The organism is Actinoplanes utahensis (assembly GCF_016862455.1).
Taxonomy (GTDB): domain Bacteria; phylum Actinomycetota; class Actinomycetes; order Mycobacteriales; family Micromonosporaceae; genus Actinoplanes; species Actinoplanes utahensis.
The window spans coordinates 70,404-96,292 of the sequence record NZ_BOMZ01000036.1 but is presented as its reverse complement, the minus strand read 5'-3'; the positions used below and the strand labels follow the sequence as shown (position 1 = coordinate 96,292).

Annotated in this window: 31 protein-coding genes; 13 read left to right on the top strand and 18 right to left on the bottom strand. The window is 69.4% G+C overall.

What is annotated here, in order from left to right:
* The first annotated feature begins 32 nt into the window (after nt 1-32).
* The 6 genes from Aut01nite_RS12940 (at nt 33) to Aut01nite_RS12915 (ending at nt 6,317) form a co-directional block, all read left to right on the top strand.
* Nucleotides 33-719 carry a response regulator transcription factor gene (locus Aut01nite_RS12940; RefSeq protein WP_043532999.1) on the top strand — a complete coding sequence of 229 codons (687 nt, stop codon included), beginning with the start codon at nt 33-35 and terminating at the stop codon, nt 717-719.
* A complete protein-coding gene (locus tag Aut01nite_RS12935) occupies nt 716-1,990 on the top strand; it encodes a HAMP domain-containing protein (RefSeq protein WP_043533000.1) in 1,275 nt (424 codons plus the stop codon). The genes Aut01nite_RS12940 and Aut01nite_RS12935 overlap by 4 nt, the downstream gene beginning before the upstream one ends.
* A gap of 112 nt (nt 1,991-2,102) precedes the next feature.
* A complete protein-coding gene (locus Aut01nite_RS12930; protein WP_043533001.1) occupies nt 2,103-2,927 on the top strand; it encodes a lytic polysaccharide monooxygenase in 825 nt (274 codons plus the stop codon).
* Entirely contained in the window at nt 2,924-3,544 is a 621-nt protein-coding gene (locus Aut01nite_RS12925) for a DUF305 domain-containing protein (protein WP_043533002.1), read from the top strand. Before Aut01nite_RS12930 ends, Aut01nite_RS12925 begins: the two co-directional genes overlap by 4 nt.
* A 115-nt stretch (nt 3,545-3,659) precedes the next feature.
* Nucleotides 3,660-4,805 carry an outer membrane protein assembly factor BamB family protein gene (locus tag Aut01nite_RS12920; protein WP_152629117.1) on the top strand — a complete coding sequence of 382 codons (1,146 nt, stop codon included), beginning with the start codon at nt 3,660-3,662 and terminating at the stop codon, nt 4,803-4,805.
* A 273-nt stretch (nt 4,806-5,078) separates the two neighbouring features.
* Nucleotides 5,079-6,317 (top strand): MFS transporter, encoded by a 1,239-nt coding sequence (locus Aut01nite_RS12915; RefSeq protein ID WP_043533004.1) that lies wholly within the window; start codon nt 5,079-5,081, stop codon nt 6,315-6,317.
* A 52-nt stretch (nt 6,318-6,369) separates the two neighbouring features.
* Here the strand turns inward: Aut01nite_RS12915 and Aut01nite_RS12910 are convergent, their stop codons facing one another.
* Together Aut01nite_RS12910 and Aut01nite_RS12905 are read right to left on the bottom strand one after the other, a co-directional pair.
* Nucleotides 6,370-7,353, bottom strand: coding sequence for an HNH endonuclease (locus Aut01nite_RS12910; protein WP_043533005.1), 984 nt, complete (start codon nt 7,351-7,353; stop codon nt 6,370-6,372).
* Nucleotides 7,337-8,116 carry a hypothetical protein gene (locus tag Aut01nite_RS12905; RefSeq protein WP_152629118.1) on the bottom strand — a complete coding sequence of 260 codons (780 nt, stop codon included), beginning with the start codon at nt 8,114-8,116 and terminating at the stop codon, nt 7,337-7,339. The genes Aut01nite_RS12910 and Aut01nite_RS12905 overlap by 17 nt, the downstream gene beginning before the upstream one ends.
* A gap of 93 nt (nt 8,117-8,209) precedes the next feature.
* Here Aut01nite_RS12905 and Aut01nite_RS12900 point away from each other — a divergent pair, with 93 nt between their 5' ends.
* The gene (locus Aut01nite_RS12900; protein WP_152629119.1) at nt 8,210-8,509 is read left to right on the top strand and encodes a hypothetical protein; all 300 of its coding nucleotides are present in this window, start codon (nt 8,210-8,212) and stop codon (nt 8,507-8,509) included.
* 86 nt (nt 8,510-8,595) lie between these two features.
* A complete protein-coding gene (locus Aut01nite_RS12895; protein ID WP_043533008.1) occupies nt 8,596-9,432 on the top strand; it encodes a phosphoribosylaminoimidazolesuccinocarboxamide synthase in 837 nt (278 codons plus the stop codon).
* Here the strand turns inward: Aut01nite_RS12895 and Aut01nite_RS12890 are convergent.
* The 5 genes from Aut01nite_RS12890 to Aut01nite_RS12870 all read right to left on the bottom strand — a co-directional run bounded on the left by Aut01nite_RS12890 (nt 9,429) and on the right by Aut01nite_RS12870 (nt 11,460).
* Complete coding sequence (locus Aut01nite_RS12890) at nt 9,429-9,719, bottom strand: DUF3040 domain-containing protein (protein ID WP_161790759.1); 291 nt, start codon at nt 9,717-9,719, stop codon at nt 9,429-9,431. The genes Aut01nite_RS12895 and Aut01nite_RS12890 overlap by 4 nt on opposite strands.
* A 149-nt stretch (nt 9,720-9,868) precedes the next feature.
* Nucleotides 9,869-10,495, bottom strand: coding sequence for a malonic semialdehyde reductase (locus Aut01nite_RS12885; RefSeq protein ID WP_084000060.1), 627 nt, complete (start codon nt 10,493-10,495; stop codon nt 9,869-9,871).
* A gap of 191 nt (nt 10,496-10,686) precedes the next feature.
* A complete protein-coding gene (locus Aut01nite_RS12880; protein ID WP_043533010.1) occupies nt 10,687-11,022 on the bottom strand; it encodes a winged helix-turn-helix transcriptional regulator in 336 nt (111 codons plus the stop codon).
* A gap of 10 nt (nt 11,023-11,032) precedes the next feature.
* The gene (locus Aut01nite_RS12875; RefSeq protein WP_173476751.1) at nt 11,033-11,182 is read right to left on the bottom strand and encodes a hypothetical protein; all 150 of its coding nucleotides are present in this window, start codon (nt 11,180-11,182) and stop codon (nt 11,033-11,035) included.
* Nucleotides 11,179-11,460, bottom strand: coding sequence for a hypothetical protein (locus Aut01nite_RS12870; protein WP_043533011.1), 282 nt, complete (start codon nt 11,458-11,460; stop codon nt 11,179-11,181). Before Aut01nite_RS12870 ends, Aut01nite_RS12875 begins: the two co-directional genes overlap by 4 nt.
* A gap of 253 nt (nt 11,461-11,713) precedes the next feature.
* On the opposite strand from Aut01nite_RS12870, the gene Aut01nite_RS12865 reads away from it, so the two are divergent.
* The gene (locus Aut01nite_RS12865) at nt 11,714-12,604 is read left to right on the top strand and encodes a Sco1979 family transcriptional regulator (RefSeq protein WP_043533012.1); all 891 of its coding nucleotides are present in this window, start codon (nt 11,714-11,716) and stop codon (nt 12,602-12,604) included.
* A 43-nt stretch (nt 12,605-12,647) separates the two neighbouring features.
* Here the strand turns inward: Aut01nite_RS12865 and Aut01nite_RS12860 are convergent, their stop codons facing one another.
* On the bottom strand, nt 12,648-12,884 hold the full coding sequence (locus Aut01nite_RS12860; protein ID WP_043533013.1) for a DUF397 domain-containing protein: 237 nt from the start codon (nt 12,882-12,884) through the stop codon (nt 12,648-12,650).
* Nucleotides 12,885-13,148: 264 nt separating this feature from the next.
* Here Aut01nite_RS12860 and Aut01nite_RS12855 point away from each other — a divergent pair, with 264 nt between their 5' ends.
* Both Aut01nite_RS12855 and Aut01nite_RS12850 read left to right on the top strand, forming a co-directional pair.
* Nucleotides 13,149-13,397, top strand: coding sequence for a hypothetical protein (locus Aut01nite_RS12855; protein WP_152629120.1), 249 nt, complete (start codon nt 13,149-13,151; stop codon nt 13,395-13,397).
* Nucleotides 13,390-13,749: a hypothetical protein gene (locus tag Aut01nite_RS12850; RefSeq protein WP_236643172.1), complete on the top strand. Its 360-nt coding sequence runs from the start codon at nt 13,390-13,392 to the stop codon at nt 13,747-13,749. Before Aut01nite_RS12855 ends, Aut01nite_RS12850 begins: the two co-directional genes overlap by 8 nt.
* 152 nt (nt 13,750-13,901) lie before the next feature.
* Here Aut01nite_RS12850 and Aut01nite_RS12845 read toward each other — a convergent pair whose 3' ends face one another.
* From Aut01nite_RS12845 to Aut01nite_RS12830, 4 genes are all read right to left on the bottom strand, one after another.
* Nucleotides 13,902-14,723, bottom strand: a complete 822-nt coding sequence (locus Aut01nite_RS12845) for an SAM-dependent methyltransferase (protein ID WP_052164627.1) — start codon at nt 14,721-14,723, stop codon at nt 13,902-13,904.
* Nucleotides 14,724-14,808: 85 nt separating this feature from the next.
* Nucleotides 14,809-16,374, bottom strand: a complete 1,566-nt coding sequence (locus Aut01nite_RS12840) for a tetratricopeptide repeat-containing diguanylate cyclase (protein WP_084000062.1) — start codon at nt 16,372-16,374, stop codon at nt 14,809-14,811.
* A gap of 139 nt (nt 16,375-16,513) precedes the next feature.
* Complete coding sequence (locus Aut01nite_RS12835) at nt 16,514-18,073, bottom strand: MDR family MFS transporter (protein WP_043533016.1); 1,560 nt, start codon at nt 18,071-18,073, stop codon at nt 16,514-16,516.
* On the bottom strand, nt 18,070-18,513 hold the full coding sequence (locus Aut01nite_RS12830; RefSeq protein WP_052164582.1) for a MarR family winged helix-turn-helix transcriptional regulator: 444 nt from the start codon (nt 18,511-18,513) through the stop codon (nt 18,070-18,072). Before Aut01nite_RS12830 ends, Aut01nite_RS12835 begins: the two co-directional genes overlap by 4 nt.
* A gap of 103 nt (nt 18,514-18,616) precedes the next feature.
* Here Aut01nite_RS12830 and Aut01nite_RS12825 point away from each other — a divergent pair, with 103 nt between their 5' ends.
* On the top strand, nt 18,617-19,225 hold the full coding sequence (locus tag Aut01nite_RS12825) for a TetR/AcrR family transcriptional regulator (protein ID WP_043533017.1): 609 nt from the start codon (nt 18,617-18,619) through the stop codon (nt 19,223-19,225).
* A 38-nt stretch (nt 19,226-19,263) separates the two neighbouring features.
* On the opposite strand, the gene Aut01nite_RS12820 is transcribed toward Aut01nite_RS12825, so the two are convergent.
* Complete coding sequence (locus Aut01nite_RS12820; RefSeq protein ID WP_043533018.1) at nt 19,264-19,827, bottom strand: TetR/AcrR family transcriptional regulator; 564 nt, start codon at nt 19,825-19,827, stop codon at nt 19,264-19,266.
* Nucleotides 19,828-19,961: 134 nt separating this feature from the next.
* Here Aut01nite_RS12820 and Aut01nite_RS12815 point away from each other — a divergent pair, with 134 nt between their 5' ends.
* Nucleotides 19,962-20,714: a dienelactone hydrolase family protein gene (locus tag Aut01nite_RS12815; protein WP_043533019.1), complete on the top strand. Its 753-nt coding sequence runs from the start codon at nt 19,962-19,964 to the stop codon at nt 20,712-20,714.
* Here Aut01nite_RS12815 and Aut01nite_RS12810 read toward each other — a convergent pair.
* Genes Aut01nite_RS12810 through Aut01nite_RS12790 form a run of 5 tightly spaced genes read right to left on the bottom strand, consistent with a single transcriptional unit; the run spans nt 20,707 to nt 25,675 of the window.
* Nucleotides 20,707-21,129 carry a VOC family protein gene (locus Aut01nite_RS12810; protein ID WP_043533515.1) on the bottom strand — a complete coding sequence of 141 codons (423 nt, stop codon included), beginning with the start codon at nt 21,127-21,129 and terminating at the stop codon, nt 20,707-20,709. The two genes, Aut01nite_RS12815 and Aut01nite_RS12810, sit on opposite strands and share 8 nt — an antisense overlap.
* A gap of 38 nt (nt 21,130-21,167) precedes the next feature.
* Nucleotides 21,168-21,518, bottom strand: coding sequence for a hypothetical protein (locus tag Aut01nite_RS12805; protein WP_043533020.1), 351 nt, complete (start codon nt 21,516-21,518; stop codon nt 21,168-21,170).
* Between the two features lie 11 nt (nt 21,519-21,529).
* Nucleotides 21,530-23,125, bottom strand: coding sequence for a DUF2334 domain-containing protein (locus Aut01nite_RS12800; protein ID WP_043533021.1), 1,596 nt, complete (start codon nt 23,123-23,125; stop codon nt 21,530-21,532).
* Entirely contained in the window at nt 23,125-24,312 is a 1,188-nt protein-coding gene (gene wecB, locus Aut01nite_RS12795; protein WP_043533022.1) for a non-hydrolyzing UDP-N-acetylglucosamine 2-epimerase, read from the bottom strand. Before wecB ends, Aut01nite_RS12800 begins: the two co-directional genes overlap by 1 nt.
* Nucleotides 24,313-24,346: 34 nt before the next feature.
* The gene (locus tag Aut01nite_RS12790; protein WP_043533516.1) at nt 24,347-25,675 is read right to left on the bottom strand and encodes a glycosyltransferase; all 1,329 of its coding nucleotides are present in this window, start codon (nt 25,673-25,675) and stop codon (nt 24,347-24,349) included.
* Nucleotides 25,676-25,889: the final 214 nt, after the last annotated feature.

The window sequence follows — 25,889 nt, the reverse complement described above, 5'->3', positions numbered from 1 at the left end:
CCATCCTCTCACCAGGTCCTATGGTTGTCGCCATGGCGATGATCCTGTTGGTCGAGGACGACCGCATCATCACGGCCGCGTTGACGCGGGCGCTGACCGATGCCGGGCATGTGGTCCGGCCCGTCGGCCAGGCCGCCCAGGCTTTGAAGATCGTCACCCAGGAACGGCCCGACCTCGTGATCCTCGACCTCGGGCTGCCCGACATCGACGGCACCGACGCGCTGCGGATGATGCGGACCGTGTCCGACGTGCCGGTGATCGTCGCCACCGCCCGGCGGTCCGAGGCGGACATCATCGCGCTGCTGAGCGCCGGCGCCGACGACTACGTGACCAAGCCGTTCTCCGGTGGCCACATCCTGGCCCGCATCTCGGCGGTGCTGCGCCGGGCCCGGACCACCCAGGAACAGCAGCCCAACACCATCACCGTCGGCGACCTGGTGATCAAGCCGAGGCAGCGCCGGGTCGAGCTGCGCGGTGAGCCGCTGCAACTGACCCGGCGCGAATTCGACGTCCTGGCGTACCTCGCCGAGCGGGTCGGTCAGGTGATCAGCCGGCGCGAGCTGATGAACCAGGTGTGGCACCAGGCCCGGATCGGCGAGGAGCAGACCATCGACGTCCACATCTCGTGGCTGCGCCGCAAACTCGGCGAGACCGCCGCGAAACCGCACTACCTGCACACCGTCCGCGGAGTAGGCGTCATGATGGTCGATCCACGATGAGATGGGCGCTCAACCGCCTGGCGCTGGCCATCACCGCCATGGTGGCGCTGGCCTTCCTGGTGCCGCTGGCGGTGGCGACCCGGCAGATCGCCTACGACCGGGCCATCGCCGAAGCCCGCCAGCAGGCCACCTCGATGGTCACCGTGCTCGGCGTCAACAGCGACCCGGTCACCCTCACCAACGCGGTGGCCAGCACCGCCGCGGGCAGCGCCGGCCGGCTCGCCATCCACCTGCCCGCCGAGGACGCGATCGGCACCACTCACCTGGCCGAGGCCACGGTGCGGCGGGCCGCGCAGGACCGGCAGGCCGCGACCGCCGAGGCCGAGGGCGGCGTCGCCTACCTGCAACCGACCGTGCTCACCGACGGCCGTACCGTCGTGGTCGAGGTGTTCGTGCCGCGGGAGGACACCCGCCGCGGTGTCGGCACCGCCTGGCTCGCCCTCGGCGGGCTCGCGATCCTGCTGGTCGGCGGCTCGACCCTGTTCGCCGACCGGCTCGGCAGCCAACTGGTCCGGGCCACCCGCCAGCTCGCCGCGGCCAGCCGCCGGCTCGGCGGCGGCGACCTCAACGAGCGCCTCACCCCGGTCGGCCCGCGCGAACTGCGCGACGCGGCGAGCGCCTTCAACACCATGGCCGACGACCTGCGCCGGCTGCTGGACCGCGAGCGGGAGCTGGCCGCGGACCTCTCACACCGATTGCGTACGCCGTTGACCGGCCTGCGTCTCGACGTGGAGGCGATGCCGCCCGGCCCGATCGCCGAACGGATGCGGCAGGCCTGCGATCTGCTCGACGAGGAGCTGGAAGCGATCATCACCGGGGCCCGGCTGGGCAGCATCGAGAAACGCGGCTCCCAGCAGTGCGACATGGTCGAGGTGCTGGCCGACCGGCTGGCGTTCTGGTCGGTGCTCGCCGAGGACCAGGAACGGCCCTGGGAGGTGGTCGGCGGCAACGAGCCGGTGTTCATCCCGATGCCGGCCAGCGAGGTGATCCTGGTGGTGGACGCCCTGCTCGGCAACGTCTTCTCGCACACCCCGGACGGGACCGCGTTCCGGGTCAGCGTCTCGGCCAGCGGCCTGCTCGTCGACGACGCCGGCCCCGGCATCCCGGATCCGGAGACGGCGGTCAAGCGTGGCGTCAGCGGCGCCGGCTCGACCGGACTGGGTCTGGACATCGTGCGCCGGGCCGCCGAGACTGTCCGCGGTCAACTCGTCATCGACCGTAGCCCGCTGGGCGGCGCTCGCATCGGTTTCCTCATGCACGCGGCACCCTGACCAGCGGAAACAACTTTTATGGGCGTCTTCCGGTCTCTTTAAGGCTTCGTTATGGAAGCCCTCCCTAATGTTCCGCCCTGTAACAGCCAGGTCGAAACACTGGAGAGCTGACATGCGCAGGAAGATCGCCTACCCGCTGGCTACCCTCGGGATGGTCGCATCGTCTTTGGTCGTCGCGTCGCCCGCCCTGGCACACGGCTACGTCTCCTCGCCGCCGAGCCGCCAGGCGCTCTGCGCCGCGGGCTCCGTCGCGAACTGTGGCGCCATCCAGTTCGAGCCGCAGAGCGTGGAGGCCCCGAAGGGGTCGAAGCAATGCAATGGTGGAAACGCCGCCTTCCCGGAATTGAACGACAACTCCAAGAACTGGCCGGCCACCTCCGTCGGCAAGTCGGCGACCTTCAACTGGGTCCTGACGGCCCGGCACCGGACCGCGACTTGGGTGTACTACGTGGACGGTACCGCGGTCGCCACGTTCAACGACAACAACGCCATTCCCGCGGCCTCCGTCTCGCACACCGTCGACCTGAGCAAGTTCTCGGGCAAGAAGACGGTCCTGGCGGTCTGGAACATCGGGGACACCGTCAACGCCTTCTACAGCTGCGTGGACGTCAACATCGGTGGTTCCGGCTCGACCACGCCGACGACGGCCCCGACCACGGCCGCCCCGACGACGGCGCCGACGACCGCTCCGACCACGTCGCCCACCACCGCGCCGACGACCGCCCCGACGACGGCGCCGACCGCGACCGCGACGGCCACGAAGCCGCCGGCGACCACGGCCCCCGCCACCGGAAGCGAGTGGGCGCCGGGAGTGGCGTACAAGGTCGGTGACGTGGTGACCTACCAGGGCGTCTCCTACCAGACCCGGCAGGCACACACCTCGATCCGCAGCTGGGAACCCGGCATCTGGACGCTCGCCCTCTGGCTGCCGCTGTGAAGCGCCGTCACGTAGCCGCCCTCGTCGTCGCGGCCGTCCCGTTCTTCCTGATCGGGGCGTGCGGAACCGACGTCTCCAAGGACGCCGCCCCGGCCGCCACGGCCGTGTCCACCACGAACGTCAAGAACGTCGCCGACATCACCGCCGGATCGACCTTCAACGACACGGACGTGATGTTCCTTCAGATGCTGATCGACAACCTCGAACAGGGACAGCAGATGGCGCAGACCGCGACCAAGCGGGCCACCCGGCCCCAGGTCGCCGAGCTGGCCAAAGCCGTGCAGGTCACCCAGGCCGACGAGATCAAGCTGATGAAGGGCTGGCTCGCCGAATGGGGTAAGCCCGCCACCCTCGACGAGCGGGTCAGCCTGCACGCCGACCACGGCGGCATGCCCAGCACCGGTGAGAAGGAGATCGCGTCGCTGACGACGGTCCCGAAGGCGCAGTTCGAGACGGCCTTCCTCAACCTCTTCCTGGCGCACCAGCACAACGCGGTCGAGTTCGCCCAGCTGGAGCTGGACAAGGGAAGCAACGATCTGGCGAAGTCCTTCGCGGAGCGGGTCAAGCAGTCCCGCACCGACCAGGTCCAGCAGATGCTCAAGCTGCTCGCGGGCTGACCCACCGCACGGACCCAGAACGGCCTACCGGGATGACTCGGTGGGCCGTTCTGTCATTTTGGGGCGTTTGATCCGCATAAGTTACGTGCGTCTTGACTCTCCGAGGAGGCGCACGATGCCCACTTCACGCCGTACCCCCGCAATGCTCCTGACCCTCGCCCTGACCTGCGCCGCGGCACCCACGCCGGCCGTCGCGGCGGTCGCGCCGCTCTGGGACCACCCCGGCTACGACGCCGAGGACAGCCACTACAACCCGCGAGAAACCGTGATCAACGGCGGTAGCGTCCGGCGGCTCACACAGAAGTGGCAGGCCACCCTGCGCACCAACGAGAGCTGCACCGGCTTCTCCGCACCGGTCCTCGCCGGCGGCCGGGTCCACGTCAGCGATCAGCTCGGCGTCTCCGCCCAAGCGGCGGACAACGGCAAAACCCTCTGGCGGTACGGGTGGGACGACCCGACGGACACCGAGACGCCCCGCCTGGCCGTGGCCGACGGCCTGGTCATCGTGGCCGGCGGCGACTGCAACTCACAGAGCGACCCGGACGGCTCACTGCTGGCCCTCGACGCCCGAACCGGCCTGCCCCGGTGGAAACAGAGGCTGGACCGGCCGGTGCACTCCGTCGTCGTGGACAAGAACGTGATCGTGGTGTCCGGCGGATCACCGTCGGACGAAGACGGCATCACGGCCTACGCGGTCCGCGACGGGCGTGCGCTGTGGAGCCGGGCCAAAGCGCTGACCTCGGAAGTCTCCGCGGACGGAACGATCCTGGCGCGGGCGACCGACGGGAGCGGGATCATCACCGGAACCAGCCTCGCCCTGTCGATCACCGACGGGAGACAACGGTGGGAACGCCGAGCGGGATGGACGGCGCGGGCGGCTGACGCGTCCCGCTTCTACGTGACGGACAAGTCGGGCGTCCTGTCGGCGGTGGGAGTCACGGACGGCGCCTCCGGCTGGACCGCGACCGGAACCGGGAACGAGCTGATCGCCGTCGACGGTCGCCGGGTCTACCGGGTGAACGGGAAGAACATCGAAGCACTCGACGCGCGGACCGGGAAACGGGTCTGGGCCGTCGCGCAGAAAGCCGACGGGCGGCAGCCGGTGCTGGCCGGCGGGCTGCTCTACCCGGGTGGGCCGGTGCTGAACGCGACGGACGGCACGGTCGCGGGGCCGGCCTTCACGGGTGACCTGCTCGTCGCCGGCGGCCGCATCCACCAGGTCACCGACGGCGTGCTCACCACCTACGGGCCATCCGTGTAACTCTCCGCCTACGGCCCGGACGGTCTGCACCTGCGCCGCGAGTCCGCTTGCGGCGCGAGGCTTCCGCCTGCGGCTCGGTCGCGTTCGCGGTTGCCGATCGGGTATGCCCGAGGTCGGCATAGTTGCAGGTCAGGTACATGACGCATCGACTGGTTGCGGTTGAGGTGCGCATGACGAAAGCGGCGAAGCGGAACCGGGAGGCGGTCCGAAGAGGCAGGTGGCGCCGAGCTACGGCGCCACTTTCCTCATGGAGGTGCCGCCGCCTTGGCTCCGATGTTCGCGCCGCTCCGAGAGCGCAACTACCGCCTGTGGGCGGCCGCCGACCTCATCTCAGTCGGTGGCACGTGGATGCAGGTGCTGGCGCTGAACTGGCTGATCCTGTCCGCCACCGGCTCGGCCACCGCCATGGGCGCCGTCGTCATGCTGCAGTCCCTGCCGGTGCTGCTGCTCGGCAGCTGGGGCGGCGCCCTCGCCGACCGGCTCCCGGCCCGCCCGATGCTGATCGCCTTCCAAGGACTCCGGGCCCTGCTGGCGCTGGCCCTGGTGGCCTCCACCACCCTCGCCGCAGGCGGCAACTGGCTGATCTACGGCGTCGCGCTGGCCTCCGGCGTGATCGGTTCCTTCGAAGGCCCGGTCCTCGGCCGCTTCGGATCCGCGCTGGTGCCGCGCGACGTGCTCGCCTCGGCGCTGGCACTCGGCTCGGTGCTCAGCTCCGCCGGACGGATCGGCGGCATGGCCCTCGGCGGTGTGCTGATCGGCGTCACCGGCCCCGCCGCGCTCTTCCTGATCAACGCGGTCTCGTACCTCGCCGTGATCTTCGCCTTGCTGGCCATGCGCCTTGGCGACATGCGCACCCTCGCCACCGCCGCCCCCGCTGAAGGCGGCGTCCTGGCCGGCTTCCGTTACCTGCTGCGCCAGCCGATCATCCTGGTCGTCCTCGGACTGTCCTTCGTGCTCGGTTCCCTCGGCCGCAACTACCAGGTCTCGATGGCCGCCATGGTCTCCGGCCCGCTCGGCGGCTCGTCCGGCTCCTACGGCCTGCTGTCGACGGTGTTCGCCGTCGGCGCCGTCGCCGGCGGTCTCCTGCTCGCCGGCACCGGCAAATCCACCCTGCGAGTCCTGCTCGGCACCGGTTTCGTGATCAGCGCCCTGCAGTTCTGCTCCGCCCTGATGCCGAACATCCTCGGCTTCGCCGCCCTGATCCTCCCGATCGCCGCCGGCGCCGTCATCTTCGACACCGTCGTCTCCACCCGAATCCAACTCGACACCCGCGAGGACATGCGCGGCCGCGTCCTCGCCACCGTCGGCATCGTCTCCTCCCTGTCCGGAATCGTCGGCGCCCCGGCCATCGGCTACCTCTGCGACTCCCTCGGCGCCCGCGGCGCCCTGCTGACCGCCGGCACCGTCACCACCATCGCCGCGGTGATCGGCGGAATCGCCCTGGCCCGCCTGAAGAATCGCTCCCTCAACCTGTCCTTCCTCCTCAACCGCCCCGCCGAACAGCCAGCCTGACTCAAACGCCGCCCAGCCGAATCCGGCTGGGCGGCGTCGTCGTCTTCAGCGGTCAGCGGCCATGTGGATCGCCGCGGTAGATCCGTGTTCGGTGCCACTCGAGGTACTTCGGGTGGGGCGGGAGGGCGTCGGCAGGCAACAGAAGGTGTTCCGCAAGGGGTGGACGGCCGAACGCGGCGCCCACGCCGGGATTGGTCGATATCGCACGTTCCAGATCGGGGCGCACGTGGATGCGCAGGTCCGGAGTGACCATGACCAGCCCAGTATCGAAAGCCACGTCATGGGTCGGACATGCGGTCAAACCGTTGGTGACATCCAGACGCTCTCGTGAGTCACAATCGCGCCATGGCTTGATGTGCGACGCAAGGAGCAACCGCGGAGTTCGGCGGCCGTCGAAGGCTACGGCCAGGCCGCAGAAGACGCACTGATGCCCGTGGTTGCGCAGGACTCCCCGCGCGAAGCGGTGCTGGCCCACTCGAATAGTCGCAGTCAGCATCCGCTCGGTCAGTTGATCGACAGTTTCGGCGAGCCGTTGGCGTACCGCGCCTGCGATGTCGCCGGTACTGAGTTCGTCCTGGCCGAGGAAAGCCACCGGGCCATCGTCGTCTTCCAAGTACAGGAAGTCAGGCAGAGCCGTTGCCGTGATACCGACATCCCTCGCTGCCTGAATGACGAGACGATAGATGTTGGCCAGCTCGTCCTCGTCGTTCAGAAGGCGAGCGGCGACCTCCGTCTCGTAGCGGGCGCCGTTCGACCGGCTTCCATCCAGATTCGCCATTTTCGCCAGCACGCTGCTGTTGGGGCGTTTGAAGAGCTTGGCCAGAGTTGGCACCGGCTCTTCAGCCTTGTGCGATGTGTTGCCCCCGTAACGTCGATGATCGACTACCAGACTCGCGGCGAGGCATACCAGCGTTTCTGCCGGTACGAAGTCGACCTGGCGACGACGACCTTCAGTATCGGAGCGCTCGGTGATCGAACGCCATTGCTCGCGCGCAGCCGACGGAGTGATCGCAAGATAGTCAGCTGCGGTAGGCATAGCGGCCTCCTTCAGAGTCGGCGAACGATCGCCCGGCTTGCCAAATGGCACCGACATTTGCGGCGTCGAGAAGGCCCATCAGATCGGCGCTGGGCTCAGTAGGGACAAGAACCGCAAGATCTACCGCGAAGTCCAGATAGCGTCGATAGTCATAGAGTTGACCAACAGCGAATCGAAGATGATCTCGCTCTGCCGTCGCCTTCACCTCGATCAGAAGGCTGGCTACGGGGTCGTACAGGTCAACTCGTAGCGTCGAGTTCGGCGTACTGATCGAGATCCCGCGAAGCCGTTGCCCTTTCGGGTCCCGCCACGCGCGGAACCGCTCGCGGAGGACTGCCTCCGCCTGATCGGCCTGACGTGCCGCCGCTTGGGTGACGACCGTGATCGGTTCCCCGCTAGGGATCTCGGGTGCGATGATGCGAACGCCCGTACCATCGGGGCGGGACACCGCATCTGTGGTTAGAAGGGCCATGCGGGCTCGTGCTTGAGCCACCGCGCGAGCCAGAGCCGCGCGATTTCCGCGCAGCTTCTTCCATCCCTCCAGGGGCTCACCCGTGATCGGCTTCGGTCCTCGACCAGGCTCATCCGTACTAGCGAAATTCCCCACCCGCCATGTGATGGAGTCGGGACTTCGCCCGAGCAGATGCGCGATTTCGACGACTTCCGCATCGTTGGCTCGGACAGATCGACCTCGGCGTTGCCACAGGTCGCCCACGATCCAGTACTCGTCGTTCAGCCATGGCGTGCGATCACGAACACCCATCGAACTTGCTCCCCGCGTTTCGGCGGGACGCTACCGAGCGCTGTACTAGCGGCATGTAAAGCCATATGGTGCCTGCGGATAGGAGAGGCATTGATGAGTGAGCGGCAGGGCGACCGAGAAGCGCTTCGTGATGCGTTGCGCCTCATCCGCCTGCGTGTGCCCCGGGCGATGGCTGCATGTTTTGAAACGAGCGATCAGGACTATGTGGGATTCGTCCTCACCGAACTGGAGACCCTTGGCCCCGATGATCTGCCGGGTGTTGATGCAGCCGAACTGCAGGCAGTCGTTGAAGAGGTATGGCCGCTGACATCGTCGATAGGTTGGGACGGCGTGATGGGTGAAGACGCGTACGGCCAAGCCAGAGTCAGCCTCGTGCATGGCGATCCGGCATGATCTGGCTGCGATCCTCCTAGGCGGCCGGACCAGGCGATTCGATAGCGTTGAGAGCGCACCTCACCCGCCAGCTTCGAGGGGAACACGTGGAGCTTCTGCACTCCGGCAAGGTTCGGGACGTCTATGCGGATGGGGATGACCTCGTGCTGGTCACCTCGGACCGGATCTCGATCTATGACGTCATCCTGCCGACGCCGATTCCGGACAAGGGGAAGATTCTCACGCAGCTGTCGCTCTGGTGGTTCGAGCAGCTCAGTGAGGTCGTCCCGAACCATGTGATCTCGGCTTCCGATGTGCCGGCCGAGTTCGCCGGGCGGGCGATCCGCTGTGAGCGCCTCGAGATGGTCATGGTCGAGTGCATCGCCCGGGGGTACCTGGCGGGCTCGGGGCTCAAGGACTACGAGCGGGACCGGACGATCTCCGGCAATCTCCTGCCGGAGGGCCTGGTCGAGGCGTCGAAGCTGCCGGAGCCGATCTTCACGCCGAGCACCAAGGAGCCGGTCGGGGGTGGGCACGACCAGCCGCTCGATTTCGAGCAGACGGTGGAGCGGGTGGGGAAGGATCTCGCTGAGGAGCTGCGCCGGGTCACGTTGGAGGTCTATCGACGTGGGTCGGAGATCGCGGCGGCCAAGGGGATCATCATCGCCGACACCAAGATCGAGTTGGGGTACGCGAACGGGGTGCTGAAGCTCGGCGACGAGGTGCTCACGCCGGACTCGTCACGGTTCTGGGGGGCCGACGAGTGGAAGCCGGGCAGTGTGCCGCGTTACCTGGACAAGCAGTTCCTGCGGGACTGGTCCGGTCAGCTCACCGACTGGGACCGGACGGCGCCGGGGCCGGAGATCCCGGATGAGGTCGTCGAGGCCACCCGCAACCGCTACGTCGAGGTCTACGAGCGCCTCACCGGCGACCGCTGGCGTTAGAGGGCGGCGGACGGCTGATCCGGGGTGGAGGACGCCGCCGCCGCCCATCGCTGCCGTTTGCGCAGCAGGTGGGTGCCGTAGCAGACGGCCAGCACGGCTTCGATCACTCCGGTCCAGCCGCCGAAGATGATGCAGATCGGGGCGACCGCCCACAGTGCCACCGCCAGGATCGCCCACCTGGCCGGTGGCCGGTTGAGCCGCTCGGTGCGCTTGCCGAACGCGGGGTCGTCGATCTGGAGCTGGGCGATCAGACTGGCGAAAGTCTGCTGATCCTCCGGCTTGAGCACAGCGGTCACTCCTATCGAGCGGCAGCGGATGCCGCCCGCGTACCCCCACTTTGTCGCTGTCAAACATCGAAAAACGGCCCGGCGGATGACTCACCGGGCCGTTCTCGGAGGCGGGCCGCTGTCAGAGGCGGGCCGTTCTCAGAGGAGTGTCACGCCCACTGGACGGTGGTCTCCGGCGACAGGCGGGGCAGCCGGTCGCGCCACGGGTTTTCGCCGGGGTGTCCGAGGTTGACCACGACCAGCGACTTGTACCGGCCTTCGGGGAAGAACTCGGCGTCGACGGCGTCCTTGTCGAACCCGGTCATCGGGCCGGCGAACAGGCCGGTCGCGCGGGCGGCGAGGATGAAGTAGCCGGCCTGGAGGGCGGCGCTGAAGGTGCCGTTGGTGAGGCGCAGCGGCTCGTTGGCCTCGTACACGTCCTTGAGCCCGGGGTTGTGCGGGAAGATCTCGGGAACGTACTCGTGGAATGCCGTGTCCAGTGCCAGGACCGCGACGACGGGCGCGCTCTGCGATTTGGCCCGGTTGCCTTCGGCCAGGTGCGGGATGAGGCGCTTCTTGCCTTCGGCGGTACGGACGTAGAGCACTCGCAGCGGCTGGGTGTTCGCCGCGGTCGGCGGCCACTTGGCGAGTTCCCAGATCTCGGCGAGCTCTTCGTCGGTGACCGGGGTCGCCGCGAACGAGGAGACCGTGCGGGCTTCGGTGAACAGCAGCTCGCGGCCGGCCTTGTCCAGTTGGGCGCGGGTCGGGGTCAGGCCGGCTTCAGAAAGAGTATCCACTTCTAAAAAGCTAGCGACTCCCGATCAGAAAGCCACTCCAAGATCGGTGAAGTGAGTCACCCGGCCCCGGCCAAGAGGAGCCGGCCCCGGCCAAGAGGAGCCGGCCCACGTCAAGAAGAGCCGGCCCACGTCAAGAAGAGCCGGCCCCCGTTAAGAAGAACCGGGCGATGATCAGGAGGAACCGGCGATGATCAGGAGAGGTGTTCTTGAGCCCAGACGGCGATCTCGTCGAGCGCGGGCATCAACGCCCGCCCCGCCGGCGTGAGGTCGTACGACACCGACACCGGCGGCCCCTCCTCCACCGTGCGCACGATGAGACCGGCCGTGACCAGTGAGGACAGCCGGTTCGACAGAACCGAGTCGCTGATCCCGTCGATGCTGCGGGACAGATCGCGGAACCCGATCGGCCCGTTCTGCAGCTTGCCGAGGACCGCGGCGTTCCACCGGCGGCCGAGGAACTCGAAGGCGCGGGACAGCGCGGCATCGCGACGGGCGCAGGTCCCGTGGTGCTCTTCGACCGCTGTCATGCCCGTAAAGCTACACGGGCTGGCGAGAGGTGACGCCGATCTGCTGCTCGTCGCAGGTGGGGCACTGGTCGCCGGAACGTCGCAGGTGCCACCCGATGGCCACGCCGGCGACGAGGCTGAGCATGCCCAGGAGGGCGGAGACGGTGACGGCGCCGGTCATGCCAGCGATCCCCGGCGCATCACCCGGAGGGTCCGCTGGTCGAGGGCCGGGTCGCGGTCGGCACGCCACGTCACGTACGGCGCGGTGAAGGTGTCGATGCCTGTCCGGTAGGTGACGGTGACCGCTCGCGGTGAAGCCGCCTCGATGATGCCGGCCCGCCATCCGTCCCGATAGACCCACACCGGATCCGATGGCCGGTAGCTCTCCGCTGGTGCGACATCCGCCGGGTCACGGTGCTGCGGAGTCACGGTCGGCGTGGACGCCATCAGGTTCGGCATGGGAATGCCTCCAGAGTCTTGAGGACTTTGGCGGATTTGCGAGCGGCGGAAAAGACAGCGCAGTGTCAACGGTCAGTACGCGTCTGTCAGCTATCATGCTCGTCATCAAGTGCGTTAGCAAGGGTGGATGCACGTGCATCCGCAAGGCGCGACGATACGGCGGCGTGCCGCGACAGCTTTTGCCGTAGACGATCTCCGCTCTAGGATGCGTAAGGCTGCGGCGGGCAGTCACAGAGCAGCGACAAGGAGTCAGGTGAGCGCGGGTTCGCAGGAGGAGGCGCCGGGCGGCGGCCCGACCGTGCTGCGCATCCTGCTCGGCTCCCAGCTTCGCAAGCTGCGGGAGTCGAGAGGGATCACCCGGGAGGCCGCGGGTTATGAGATCCGGGCCTCCGGTTCCAAGATCAGTCGCATGGAGCTGGGCCGCGTCAGTTTCAAGGAGCGCGACGTCGCCGACCTCCTGACCATGTACGGCGTGGCCGACTCCGCCGAGCGTGACGCTCTCATCGGCCTCGCCCGGCAGGCCAACAATCCGGGCTGGTGGCAGCACTTCGGTGACGTCCTGCCGAACTGGTTCCAGGCCTATCTGGGTCTCGAGGCGGCCGCCTCGCTGATCCGTACCTATGAGATCCAGTTCGTTCCCGGTCTGCTGCAGACCCCGGAGTACGCCCGGGCCGTCATCATGCTGGGCCACGCCGGCGCCGGCGCCGAGGAGATCAACCGCCGGGTCGACCTGCGCCTGCAGCGGCAGCAGATCCTCACCCGTTCGGGTGGCCCCCAGTTGTGGGCGGTCATCGACGAGGCGGTGCTGCGACGCCCGATCGGCGGGGTCGCCGTGATGCGCGCGCAGATCGAGTCTTTGATCGAGGCGTCGAAGATGCCGAGCATCCGTCTGCAGATCATCCCGTTCCAGGCGGGTGGGCACGCGGCCGCCGGCGGGCCGTTCGCGATCCTGCGCTTCCCCGAGCCGGAGCTGCCCGACGTGGTCTACGTGGAACAGCTGACCAGTGCGATCTATCTGGACAAGCGTGAGGACGTCGACCATTACGCGATGGCGATGGAGCGGGTCTGCATCGATGCGGAGCCGCCGAACCACACGCCGGAGATCCTCGGCAAGCTGCTGAACGAGGTCGGCCGTCCCGCTTGAGAGAGAAGGCCCGTCCAGGCAGGGGGCCGGACGGGCCTGACGATCAGGCGATGAGGTTGTCGAAGTCCCCGTCGCGGACGCCACCGAGGAACGCCTCGATCTCCGCCCGGGTGTAGATCAGCGCCGCACCCTCGGGGTCCCGGGAGTTGCGGACGGCGACGTCGCCGCCGGGCAGGACGGCGCACTCGACGCAGTTGCCGCTCGGGTTGCTGCGACGGCTCTTCTGCCAGGTGACTCCCTGCAGTTCGCCGGCAGGCATGCCGTTGACCACGTAGGTCATTCCAAGCTCCCTAGGTCTGCCCCGGATCGCCCATCGATCCGGGTCCGGTGGGTTCCACGTGCCTAAATCCGGCGGCGATGCAAATGCACGTGCATCTGGCCTTGCGTAGTCACGGGATTCTGAGCATGATAACGCACGTACAACTCTCCATGGGGTGTTACTCAGGGTGACATCGCAGGGTGATGGGTCGGTCGCGGAGCGGCAGTCTGCGGCCTCAGCGCGAGGCTCCCTGGCGGGGGCGTCCTTAGCGAGAGGACGACGAGTATGTCGATACCCAACATCGGCCCGGAACACCCCGAATCGAGTGGCCCCGGCGCGGTCGACAGCCCGCGCCGGGGAAACCCGTTGCTCTACCGGGACGAGCCGTTCGCGGATGAAGTGTTCGCGGCCTCCACCCGGGCGACGACGGTGACCCACCGGTTCGGCGGGGTCAGGTCTGCATTGAGCCGGCCCGCCGGGACGACGTTCCGGGGGCCGCATGCCGAGGAGGATGAGTCCGACGCGCGTGACTGAGCTCGTTCGTTGCCACCGCCGGCAGCGGGCTGCCCGGCTCCCGCAGGCGCGAGCGCCGCACGTCCGGGGCAACCGGCTGCGGCAGACCGGTCCGTCCTGGCCGGTGCTCGAGTTCGCCGAGTCGGACTATTGCTACGGCCTCGGCCCGATCCGGCTGCGCCTGCAGCGGGTCAACTGGGCGCAGCCCATCCCGCACGAGGGCGACATGTGGTTCGGCGTGCGCGGCATCGTGATCGATCGTCTCGGCCGCGAGGGTGCGGTTCGGGAGATGCTGGTCCGAGCAAGCCGCGTCCCGGTGCCGGCCGCCGCGAAGCGGCCACGATTTCGGGCGTTGCGCAGCACGCCCGTGTGACACCGGGTGGGCGGCGCGGTTCCCCGTGCTGGGCCGCCCACCCGGCTTACCACTGCCGAGAGCAGAGGCGATGGAAACGGCCCGGCGGTCATCCGCCGGGCCGTCCGTCGTTTCCCAACCCCGCTCGGGGTACGCCCGGAGCATCCCGCTCGTCAGGGCTTACGCGCGACTCCCGCCCAGTAGTAGGCCGCCTCCGGATCGTCGACCGGAGCGTCCGGCCGCCACGCCGACACCGGGGACAGGCCCGGCTCGAGCATCTCCCAGTCGCCGAAGAACCGCTGGACCGCCTCTTTCGTCCGCGCCACCAGTGTCATGCCGGCCCCGGTGGCGGCCGCGACCGCCGCGGACACCGCATCCGGGTTGAAGTCGGCAGTCGGGTGGGTGATCGCCAGGCAGCTGCCGGACGGCAGCGCGTCCCGCAGCTCCTCGACCGTGCCCCATGGGTCGTCGGCGTCGGCGAGCAGCATCAGGATCGCGATCAGGGTGAGCCCGACCGGCTTGGTCAGATCGAGGGTGTCGCGTAGCGCCGGATCCTTGAGGATCGACGCCGGGTGGCGGATGTCGGCCGCGATGTACTCACTGCGGCCTGAGGGGTGGCTGATCATCAACGCGCGGGCGTGGACGAGCACGATCGGGTCGTTGTCCACATAGACCACCCGGGCGGTGGGGTCGTGCTGCTGGGCGATCTCGTGCAGGTTGGGCCGGGTCGGGATGCCGGTGCCGATGTCCAGGAACTGGCTGATGCCCTCTTCGGTGACCAGGTCGCGGGCCACCCGGTGAACGAACTTGCGATTCTCGCCGGCCATGTAACGCATGCCGGGGATGGCCTGGATCATCGCCTCCCCGACGGCCCGGTCGACGGCGAAGTTGTCCTTGCCGCCGAGCCAGTAGTCGTAGATGCGGGCGGAGTGCGGCACGTTGATGTTGACCCCGGGCGGAGCAACCTCGGTAGGTGCGGGACTGCCCTCTGCCACGACCGCCTCCTTGCGACACACATCACTACGACCCAGCCCAGCCTAGCCGCAACGATCGATCGCTTTAACCCCGGAAACGGCGGTTTCAAGCGGCCGAGGCGTAACCCCGCGGGATCGCGGAGACCCGATCGCGTCCGGCGTGCTTGGCAGCGTACAGCTGACCGTCCGCTGTGGACAGCAGGGTGGGCTGGGTCGGCGCCGTGACGTCGGCGCTGGCGGCGACTCCGATGCTGACCGTGACCGGCAGGCCGTGGGTGAGCTCCCGCCAGCCGTGGTCCCGCACGTTCCGGCGGATCTGGTCGAGCAGGACGACGGCCCGGCCGGACGGGGTGCCGGGGAGCACGATCAGGAACTCCTCACCACCCATCCGGGCGGTGAACCCCGCCGGGCAGGACGCGGCGGCCCCGTCGGCCAGGATGCCCGCCACCTCGATCAGGACCGCGTCGCCGGCGCTGTGTGACAGCCGGTCGTTGATCTGCTTGAAGTGGTCGAGGTCGACGAGCGCGACGGTGAGGAACGGGTCGGACTCGATCAGGGCGGGCAGCGTCTCGTCCACGTGCCGGCGGTTGTGCAGGCCGGTCAGCGGGTCGCGGCGGGCCTGCTCACGGAACCGCTCCGCCTCCTGCCGGGCCTCGGCCGTCTCGAACATCGCCTGCCTGGTCCGGGTCCGCGCCTCCCGTTGCAGGGAGTGCAGGTTCTGGTACGCCGTGAAGAAGGTCTTGTGCAGGGCGAACGCCTCGGCGAACTCACCCCGGGCGGCATGCAGCTCCGCCTGCTCCTGGTGCACGCGGACCAACACGTCGACCAGATCGCGGTCCCGGCAGAGCGCCCGGGACTCGTCGAGGCTCGCTTGAGCCCGTGCGTACGCCGCGAGCCCGCGCTGTGCCTGGGCGAGGGTCAGCAGGTACTCCGGGAGGGCGTCGGCGTCGTCGTGCCGGCCCTCGCCGTGACGCTCGATGCAGAGCCGCATCGTCGCCTCGGCCTCGGCATGGCGCCCGTTGCCGATCTGGATCGTCCCGATCGTGTCGAGGAAGGCCGGCTCGAGCCGGATGTCCCGCTCGGCGGCGAGCCGCTGCAAGCGGCCGGCCACCTCCTCGGCGCGGCGGTGGTCGCCGGCGTCGAACTCCGCGTAGGCGCGATTGTTGAGCAGACACAGCAGGGCCGGTGAGCCGGTGAGGACCGCGAGCTCCTCGGCCTGGGCGTAACGGACCCGGGCCGCGTCCATCGAGTCCGCGGCCCACAGGGCGTCGGCCAGCTTGGTGCGGTGCCAGATGTGCATGTGCGTGGTGGAGTCGTCGTCGAGCAGCTCGACCGAGAGCAGCGCGTGCTCCAGGGCCTGCTCGGCGTCGCCGAGATGCTGGTGGATGGCGGCCCAGATCAGGTGGGTGCGGGCCATCAGGACCCGGGCGTCGTTGGCGACCGCCCACTCGTGGACCTGCCAGATCTGGTCCGACGCGCCGGCGATGTCGCCGGACCGCAACCGCATGTTGGCCTGGCACAGCCGGGCCCGGTGGACCAGCAGCGGATCACCGACGGAGCGGGCGGCCTCCTCGAGGTGCAGGGACCGGTCGAGCTCGGCCGGCGCATCCCAGGAGCGCTCGTCCTCGATGGTGAGGAGCGCCGCCGAGAGCTCAGCTTCCACAGCCCGCATCAACCGCCTCCTCGCCGCCGCAGCGTCCCCGCATGGGCCATCGGCGGCCGGTGACCGGTACTGAGCGGAAAACGCCGCGCTCCCCGAGGTTAGCTCTGCGTAAGCAGCTGACCCCAGGGAGTGCGACGTGATGTTGGCCCTACTCGGCGCCGGTCTTCACCAGGTCGACAGTCGAGCGCAGCTCGGTCGGCTTCATCGCGATCGCGGCGATCACACCGATCACCGCGACACCCGCGGAGATCAGGAAGATGTGACCGGTGGCGTCGCCGTACGCGGTCCGCACCACATGCTGGATCGACTCCGGCAGGGCGCCCAGGTTGAGGCTGCTGCCCCCGCTGGAGGCGCTGCCGGCCGGCACGCCCATCGCGGTGAGCTGCTCGGCCATCGAGTCGGCCACCCGCCGGGCGAGGACCGCGCCGAGCACCGAGACGCCGATCGTGCCGCCGAGCGAGCGGAAGAAGGCGATCGTCGAGCTGGCCGCGCCGATGTCCTTGAGCGAGACCGTGTTCTGCACGGCGAGGACCAGGTTCTGCATCGACATGCCGACACCGATCCCGACCAGGGCCATGACGCTGCCGATGTACCAGAGCGGGGTCTCGTGGTCGAGGACCGAGAGCCCGGCGAACCCGATGACCAGGAGGATCGTGCCGGCCACCACGTACGGCTTGATCCGGCCGCTCTTGGTGATCGCCTTGCCCGCGATGGTCGACGAGATCATGATGCCCAGCATCATCGGGATCATCAGCAGGCCGGCCTCGGTCGGGCTGTAACCCCGGCCGATCTGGAAGTACTGCCCGAGGAAGACCGAGCCGCCGAACATCGCCATGCCGACCGACAGGCTGCCGATGATCGCCAGGGCGGTGGTGCGCTGCCGCACGATGGGCAGCGGCACGACCGGCTCGGCGACCCGCGACTCGACGAGCACGGCCAGGGCGAGCAGCAGGACGCCGCCGCCGACCATGGCGCCGGTCTGCCAGGACAGCCAGGCGAACGCGTCGTCCACGAACGACACCCAGATCAGGATGATGCTGACGCCCGCGGCGATCAGGGAGGCGCCCAGGTAGTCGACCTTCACGTCGTCGCGGCGCAGGACCGGCAGGTGCAGGGTCTTCTGCAGGACGATCAGGGCGATCACGGCGACCGGCGCGCCGATGAAGAAGCACCAGCGCCAGCCGAGCGCCTCGGTGTCCACGATCAGGCCGCCGAGCAGCGGGCCGGCGACGGTGGCCAGGGCCATGACGCCGCCCAGGTAGCCGTTGTAGCGGCCGCGCTCCCGGGGCGGGATCATCGCGGCGATGGCGACCTGCACCAGCGCCTGCACGCCACCCATGCCGAGGCCCTGGAAGGCCCGCGCGGCGATGAGCTGCTCGGTGTTCTGGGTGAAGCCGGCGATCAGCGAGCCCAGGATGAAGACCACGATCGAGATCTGGACCAGCAGCTTCTTGCTGTAGAGGTCGGACAGCTTGCCCCAGATCGGGGTGGACGCGGTCGCGGTCAGCAGGGTCGCGGTGACCACCCAGGTGTACTGCGTCTGACTGCCGTTGAGATCGCCGATGATGTTCGGCAGGGCGGTGGAGACGATGGTGGAGCTGGCCATCGCGACGAAGAGCACGAGCAGGAGGCCGGAGAGCGCCTCCATGATCTCGCGGTGGGTCATCGGGCGCTGCTGCTCCACCCGATCGAGGGTCGGTGCGCTCATCGAGCGGCCTCCAAGCGTGTTTCCTGGGCGATCAGGTCGTGGGCGAAGCGGTTGAGGGACGCGGTGAGCGTGGCGATCTCGTCGGGTGTCCAGTCGTGCAGAGCCGCGGTGATCCGGCCCTCGTAGTGGGCGCGGACCTCGTCGAGCACGGTGTTGCCCTTGTCGGTGAGCCGCAGCGTGCTGGCGCGCCCGTCGGTGGGATCGGCGGTCCGGGCCACGAGGCCGTCGCGGACCAGGGCGGCGACCGTGCGGCTGACGGTCGACGGATCGAGGGCGTGGTCGGTGGCCAGCTCCTTGAGGTGGCAGTTGCCGGTCGGCTCCCGGCGGCGGATCGCGGCCAGCAGGCCGAGCGGCGCGATCGTGGGCTGCCGCTGTTTGAGCAGCCGGACGGCTTTGAGGAGATCCTGGAACGCCTCCATCAGCCCGTGCCGCTGTGTCATGGCGCCTCCTCGTGATGCTTGCTGCATACAACTATCTGTGGAAGTTGCCGAGTGTGCAAGTTTGCGCATTGGGAACTGAGTCACACGCCGGTAGGCTCAGGACATGAGTGCGGCGACCGAGCAGGGCCTTCGCGAGCGCAAGAAGGCCGCGACCCGGCAGGCCCTGCACGAGGCGGCGCTCCGGCTGGCTCTCGAGCTCGGCCCGGATCGGGTCACCGTCGAGGCCATCGCCGACGAGGCGGGTGTCTCCCGGCGGACGTTCTCCAACTACTTCGCCAACAAGGAAGAAGCGCTCTTCTACGGCGACCTGCGCCGGATGGGGCTGCTCGCCGGCCAGATCCGGGCCCGCCCGGCGAGCGAGTCACCGTGGGCCGCCCTGATCGCCGCGGCCGCGGGATACTACGGCGAACTGGGCGATCTCGATCCGCAGTGGATCACCCAGACGCGGCTGGTGCGCCGGCACCCGTCGCTGGCCGCGGCGCAGGCGCAGACCTTCGCCGCGATGGAGCGGGAGATCAGCGCGGAGGTCGCGGTCCGCCTCCAGGAGCCGGACCCGTTGGGGGTTCGCGCGAAGCTGCTCGCCGCCACCTTCCTGGCCGTCCTGCGCGTCTCCCTGAACGTGTGGCTGGAGCATCCGGCCGAGACCACGTTCTGGGAGCTGGCCCGTGACTCCCTGGCCGAGGCCGGCCGGGGATTCGAGCATCTGACCTGAACGGCAGCGCCTCTCCGCACCGACCGTGGGCGGGGCGTTCAGAGCTGACGGGTGCCCAGGCCGCTGATGACCAGGGTGAGCTGGCGGCGCCACGCGTGCGGGTCGGGGGAGTGCTGGGCGACGCCGGCGTTCGCCATCATCAGCAGGGCGAAGTCCTGGCCGGTGAAGTCGGCACGCAGGCGGCCGGCGCGCTGGGCCCGGGTGAGCACGTCGACGGCGCGGCGCTGGGCGGCGGTCCGGAGTGCGGCGAGCCGTTCGTCGTCGTCGAAGGCGCTGGTGGCGAGGAGTTCGGCGAGGCCGCGGTCGGTGGCCTGCAACTCGCAGACCCGGGTCAGGTAACCGACGAAGGCAGCCCACGGGTCGGGGTGCTCCAGGGCCTGTTCGGCGAGGTGGACGGCGGCGGTCATGTGGCTGGCGAAGACTTCGGCGATCAGATGCCGGCGGCTGGGGAACCGGCGGTACAGGGTGGCGTTGCCGACGCCGGCCCGGCGGGCGATCTCGTCCAACGAGGCATCGAGACCCTGTTCGGCGAAGACCTCCCGGGCCGCGGCGAGCAGGGCCGCTCGGTTCCGCCGGGCATCCGCGCGCAGCCGGGTGGCCATGCGCCACAGAATACGACGTGCCCGGCTTCCCGGCGCGGATCAAGGCCGGGCCCGGAAGGCGACGTGGCGCCGGGGGTACGGAGATCCGGTGTTACGGTCCGCGTGATCGTCGCCAAGGAGCAGGAGGTGCGGGAATGCCACAGATCGAACTCGAGGTGCCGGCCGCGGACGGTGTCGCGGAGGCGTATCTCGTCACGCCGGACGGTCCGGGCCCGTACCCGGCGGTGCTGATGTTCATGGACGCCTTCGGCCTCCGGCCGCGGATCATGGAGATGGCCGCGAAGATCGCCGAGCAGGGGTACGCCGTCCTCGTGCCGAACCTCTTCTACCGCGACGCCTCCGGCCCGCTGGTGACGCCGGACGAGCTGACCGACGGCGCGAAGCGGGGCGCCGCGTTCGGCCGCCTGATGCCGATGATCCGGGCGCTCACCGCCGACCGGATCGCCGCGGACACCGCCGCTTACCTGGCGTTCCTGGACAGCCGCCCGGAGGTCGCGGACCGCCCGGCCGGCATCGTCGGGTACTGCATGGGCGGCCGGAACGCGCTGGTCGCGGCGGAGTCGCATCCGCAGCGGTTCGCGGCGCTCGCCAGTTTCCACGCCGGCGGGGTGGTCACCGACGGCCCGGACAGCCCGCACCGGAGAGTCGCGGCGCTGTCCGCCGAGGTCTATTTCGGACATGCCGACAATGACGGGTCGATGACGCCGGAGCAGATCAAGACCCTGGAGGCGGCCCTCGCCGAGGCCGGGGTGGATCACACCTCCGAGCTGTACGAGGGCGCGCCGCACGGTTTCACGATGAGCGACACCTCGATGCACGACGAGGCGGCGGAGCAGCGTCACTGGGCGGCCCTCTTCGCCCTGCTCGGCCGCGCGCTGCCTAGGTGATGCAGAACTCGTTGCCCTCGGGGTCGGCCATCGTGAACCACGACTGCGGGCCCTGCTGAGCCGCCCAGAGGAAGACGGCGCCGCGCGCGACGAGGCGATCGCGCTCGGCGTCGCGGTTCTCCTCGCCGACCCGGATGTCCACGTGCACCCGGTTCTTCACCGTCTTGGCGGACTCGTCGAACTGGAAGAGCATCCGCCGGCCGGTCTCCGGGTGCCGGATCGCGGCGCCGGCCCGCCACACCAGGCTGCCGTTGTGGTGGATGGTCTCGGCGTCGGTGGCGTACCCCTTGGCGATCATCTCTTTGATGAAGGCCGCGTCCTGGGGCTCCACGTTCCAGCCCAGGGTCTCCGCCCACCAGTCGGCGAGCGTGTGCGGGTCGGTGCAGTCCACGGTGACCTGGAAGTCGTAAGCCATGAACCGCACGCTACCCATGGTTCCGGACAGTTTCCGGCCTAATTGGCGTAGAGGCCCGGGAAGAAACGATCGATCGCGGTCACGTCGTACACATGCCTGACCTCGTTGATCTTCTGATCCTCGACGCCGAGGAACTCGACCAGGCGGGCCGTGCCGAACGGCGCCGCCAGGTCGTAGATCAGCGCCGAGCCGTCCACCGCATCGGTACGGGCGACCACCGTGACCCCGTCCGCGAAGGCGGCGATCCGGTGCAGGACCTGCAGCAGTTCCTCGTCGTCGACGGGCGCGTCGAGGTTCCACTCGGCTTCCACGTCCGGGGTGAGCAGCTGCCGCGCCCCGGCCAGATCGTCGCCGGTCCACGAGCGGACCCAGAAGTCGACCACGTCCATGCGGTTGCCCCTCAGCCCTTCAGCATCGTGTCGGCGCTCACGAAGGTGTAACCGGTCTCGATGATGCCCGGCACGAGCTCCTTGAGGTAGTCGACGCCGAGGTACGGGTGGTAGAAGAAGCTGGCGACACCGTCCCGGACGACCAGGTTGCGCCGGGCGCTGGCGATCAGGTCGGCCGGCAGCCGCACCGGGTGCGTGTTGTACGCCTCCGGCTCCACGTTGCCGATGTTCTCCGGCACCACGGCCGAGCCGTAGACGTCGCGGACCAGGTACGGGAAGAACTGCCCGAACTGGCGGCTGTAGTCGTACCTGCTCCCGGTCAGCACGCCCGGGAAGTACAGGCCCCGGTCGTACCGCTTGCCGAACAGGTTGTGCACCGCCTGGTAGTCGGCCGGGCTGGCGGCGTAGTGCGGGAACTCGAAGATCTTCGGCGCGCCCAGGCCGGTGGCCGCGAACACCGTGCCGGAGGCGGCCATCCGCGCGGTGGCCCACGCGACCGAGTCCTCCTTGACCGGCCCGTCGTAGATCACCCGGTCGGCCGAGTCGACGTGCGCGGTGTAGAACTCGAAGTCGTTGCCGCTGGCCCCGTCGTACGGGTTGTTCACCGACCCGTACTGATGGGTGTAGCCGTGCATGAGCAGCGTGCCGCCCTTGGCCTTCATGTACTTCAGCGCGCTCACCACCGCCGGCCTGGTGAGCAGGGTGTAGTCCTCGCCGGCCTGCGGGTTGCGGTGCCGCGGGTAGACCGCCACGGTGAACGGCACCTTCATCGACGACAGGTAGTCGGCGATGGCGGTCAGCGCGGCCGGGTCCGCGTCCGGGCCGACGTCCTCGATCCGGATCAGGGCCCGGTGCCGTTCGGGCGTCCGCGGGGCGAGCGCGTCGAACAGCAGGTCCGCGAAGATCAGGTAGCGGTCGTCGTGGGTGACGTACGAGAACGGGATCTCACCGACGTACGTGAGGTTGCCGGACCGGGCGGCCCACGGCAGCGCCGAACCGTCGGCCCGCTTCGCGGCGGCCAGCGTGGTGACCTTGGCGGCGTCGCTGATCGCCAGGTTCATCAGGCCGGACCTGTTGTCGGCGCTACGGGTCAGCGTCCGGCCCTTGTAGGAGACCTCGGCGACGTCGCCGAAGTCGAACAGGCCACTGGTGAAGCCGTACTTCGCGGCGAAACCGTCCACCTTGGTGAGCTGCCAGATGTTGTCCCGGACCCAGATCACCGGCTTCGTCGTGGCGATCACGTCGGCCAGGAACGCGGCCGGCAGCGGCTCGTCGTACGTCGAGCCCAGGTAGATCACGGCCGTGTAGTTCTTCAGGTCGCCGGACCTGTACTTCGCCACCGGAGCGGCGGTCCACGAGCCGAAGTGCGAGCTCAGGTTCGCCGTCTGGGTGGCGTAGACCTCGCCCAGCCAGCCGAAGTCGCCGGTGGTGTCGTACAGCACCAGGGTCTTGGCCGTGCCGCCGCCCGGCGCCGCGCTGCCGGACCGGCTGGTGGCCGTCACGCCGGCGGCGTCGGCCGCCATCGAGTTGAAACCGACCGCGGCGGCAGCGGCGGCGGCCGCACCGGCGACGAGGACACTGCGGCGGGAGACGGTGGTAGCGCGCATCAGGCGATCACTCCGGTCGTGAGGGCGGTCCGGTGGGCGACGGGCATGGCCTCCGGCGCGGGGCCGAGACCGAGGAGGTGCGCGGTGGCCTGCGCGGTACGGACGGCGGCACGGCCATCGCCGTACGGGTTCCCGCCGGCCGTCATCGCGTCCCGGCGTACCCGGCTGTCCAGCAGCGCCGACGCCTCCGACACGATCAGTTCGGGGTCCGAGCCGACCAGCTTGGCGCAGCCCGCGTGCAGCGACTCCACCCGCTCGGTCACGTCCCGCAGCACCAGAGCCGGCACCCCGAACGACGGCGCCTCCTCCTGGATGCCGCCCGAGTCGGTGAGCACCAGGTACGCCTCGGAGAGCAGCCGGGACAGATCCGGGTAGGGCAGCGGGTCGGTGACCGTCACCCGTTCCACGCCGGACAGTGCCGCCTCCACCTGCTGCCGGACCGCCGGGTTGGGGTGGCTGGGCAGGATCACGTCGATGTCGGAGTACCGGGCGATCAGCTCCTTGACCGCGCCGAGGATCCGGTCCAGCGGCTCGCCCCACGACTCGCGGCGGTGCGCGGTCACCAGGACGAGACGGTTGACGCTGCCGGCGCGGGCGGCGGCCACGTCCGGGTTCTCGAACGGCATCTTGCGGGCGGCCACCGCGAGCGTCGCGTCGACCACGGTGTTGCCGGTGACCAGCACGTCCCCGGCGGCGATCTTCTCGTCCAGCAGGTTCATCGCGGCCAGCGGGGTGGGCGCCAGGTGCAAGGCGGCGACCTGGGCGACCAGGCGGCGGTTGCCCTCCTCCGGGAACGGCGACTCCAGGTCACCGGAACGCAGACCGGCCTCCAGGTGGACGACCGGGATGCGCCGCCAGAACGCGGCCAGGGCGCCGGCCAGGCTGGTGGTGGTGTCGCCCTGGACGATGACGGCGGCGGGGGTGCGTACCGACCAGAGCTCGTCCAGCTCGCGGATCATCGCGGTGAGCAGCTCTGCCTGGCCGCCGGTGGTGCGCTCGACCTGCAGGGTGATGTCGGGTTCGAGGTCGAAGGCGGCGAGGGCCTGGGTGACCATCGCCGGGTGCTGCCCGCTGGCCAGCAGGACCGGGGTGAGCAGCCCGGCCTCCCGCATGGCGAGGGCGACCGGAGCGAGCTTGACGGCCTCGGGGCGGGTACCGCCGACCAGGTGGACTTCACGACGAGACATGGGGGGAGCCTTTTCTCGAAGGGGGGAGGGTGTTTCAGGCGGTGACGGCGAGCGGTTCTTCGGCGAGACGTTCGGTCTTGGCCCAGCCCTGGCGGCCGCTGGCCTGCCGGCCCAGCGCGCGGTAGGTGGCGGCGAGACCGAGGATCAGGAAGGCGGGGTACGCGAGAGCGGCGGTCAGCATCCGGGCGGTGCGCTCGTCGCCGTGCTTGCGCTTGTGGACCAGCGCCCAGAGCACGCCCGGGAAGGTGGTCACCGCGAGCCAGACGCCGCCGCTCTCGGCCAGCGCGACCCAGGTCGGCAGGAAGCTGATCGGGTGCCCGACGAGCAGGCCGCCGAGCCCGGCGATCCCGGTGCCGATGAGCACCACCGTGACGATCGCGTTGGCCCACGGGGAGAGCAGGTAGTGCAGCATCTCGGCCAGGGCGATCCGGGCGACCCGCGGGGAAGCGGCCAGCCGGCCCAGGTAGCGGGCGCACTGCATGTTGCCCTGCGCCCAGCGGGTCCGCTGCCGGGTGAGCCGGCGGACGTCGACGACCGCCTGCTGGGTGACCGAGGCGCGGGAGGTGTAGCGGATGGCGACGCCGCCGAGGTGCATCCGCAGGCCGAGTTCCAGGTCCTCGACGAGGCAGCTGGACCAGGGCGCCGAGCCGAGGGTCTGCAGGGTGGACAGGCGGCTGAACTGGCCGTTGCCGCCGAGGCCGACGGTGTCCAGGGCGTCCCGCAGGTTCTGGCAGGCGTCGACGATCGCGCCGAACTCCAGGTCCTGCACGGCGCCGAGCAGCTTGTTGCGGTTGCGGATCCGGACCTGCACCTGGGCCGCGCCGACCCGCTCGTCGCGCATCAGGCGGGACACCTCGACCAGGATGTTCTCGCTGCCCTGCCCGTCACCGTCGATGATCCCGACGACTACCCGGTCGGCGGCGACGCCGGCTTCCGCGGTGAGCCGGGAGATGTGCCGGAAGGCGGCGTTCAGCGCCTCGCCCTTGCCCTGCCGGGCCTCGGGCAGGTCACGGCGCATCACGTGCAGCCGGGGGTGGTCGATCGCGGCGAGCACCTCGGGGGTGCGGTCGTCCGAGCCGTCGTCGACGACCAGGACCCGAGACAGGGTTCCGGCCGGGCCCCGCAGCTTGAGCGCCGCGCCGACCGTGTTGGCGACGACGGCCTCTTCGTTGAGGGCCGGGACGATGATCCAGAAGTGCTGGGGGCGGCCGTCGCCGCCGGCCACCGAGCGGTTGACCGTCTTGGCGCGGTGCGTGCCGGAGTAGCGGAGCGCGAACCAGACCAGCACCACGGTGGAGACCGGCCAGGCGAGGAGGAGCGCGTACCCCGCGACGACGATCAGCCAGCTATCCGAAGCGGACATCGGTACCTCCCCCATGTTGCTCACTGTCCGTGTCGTCCAGGCTCGGTGGCGTGGACGTAATAGGACATTAGGGAACTACCGAGCGTCACTCAAGGGGCGTGAGCGGGATGGTGGTCAAAGCTGACCGAAAGGTCTAACACAGACATCTCAGACTTCACTGACCAGGCGAAACCGGGCGCGATCAGGGGCGAAACCGGCATTTGGCGGCAGTGGC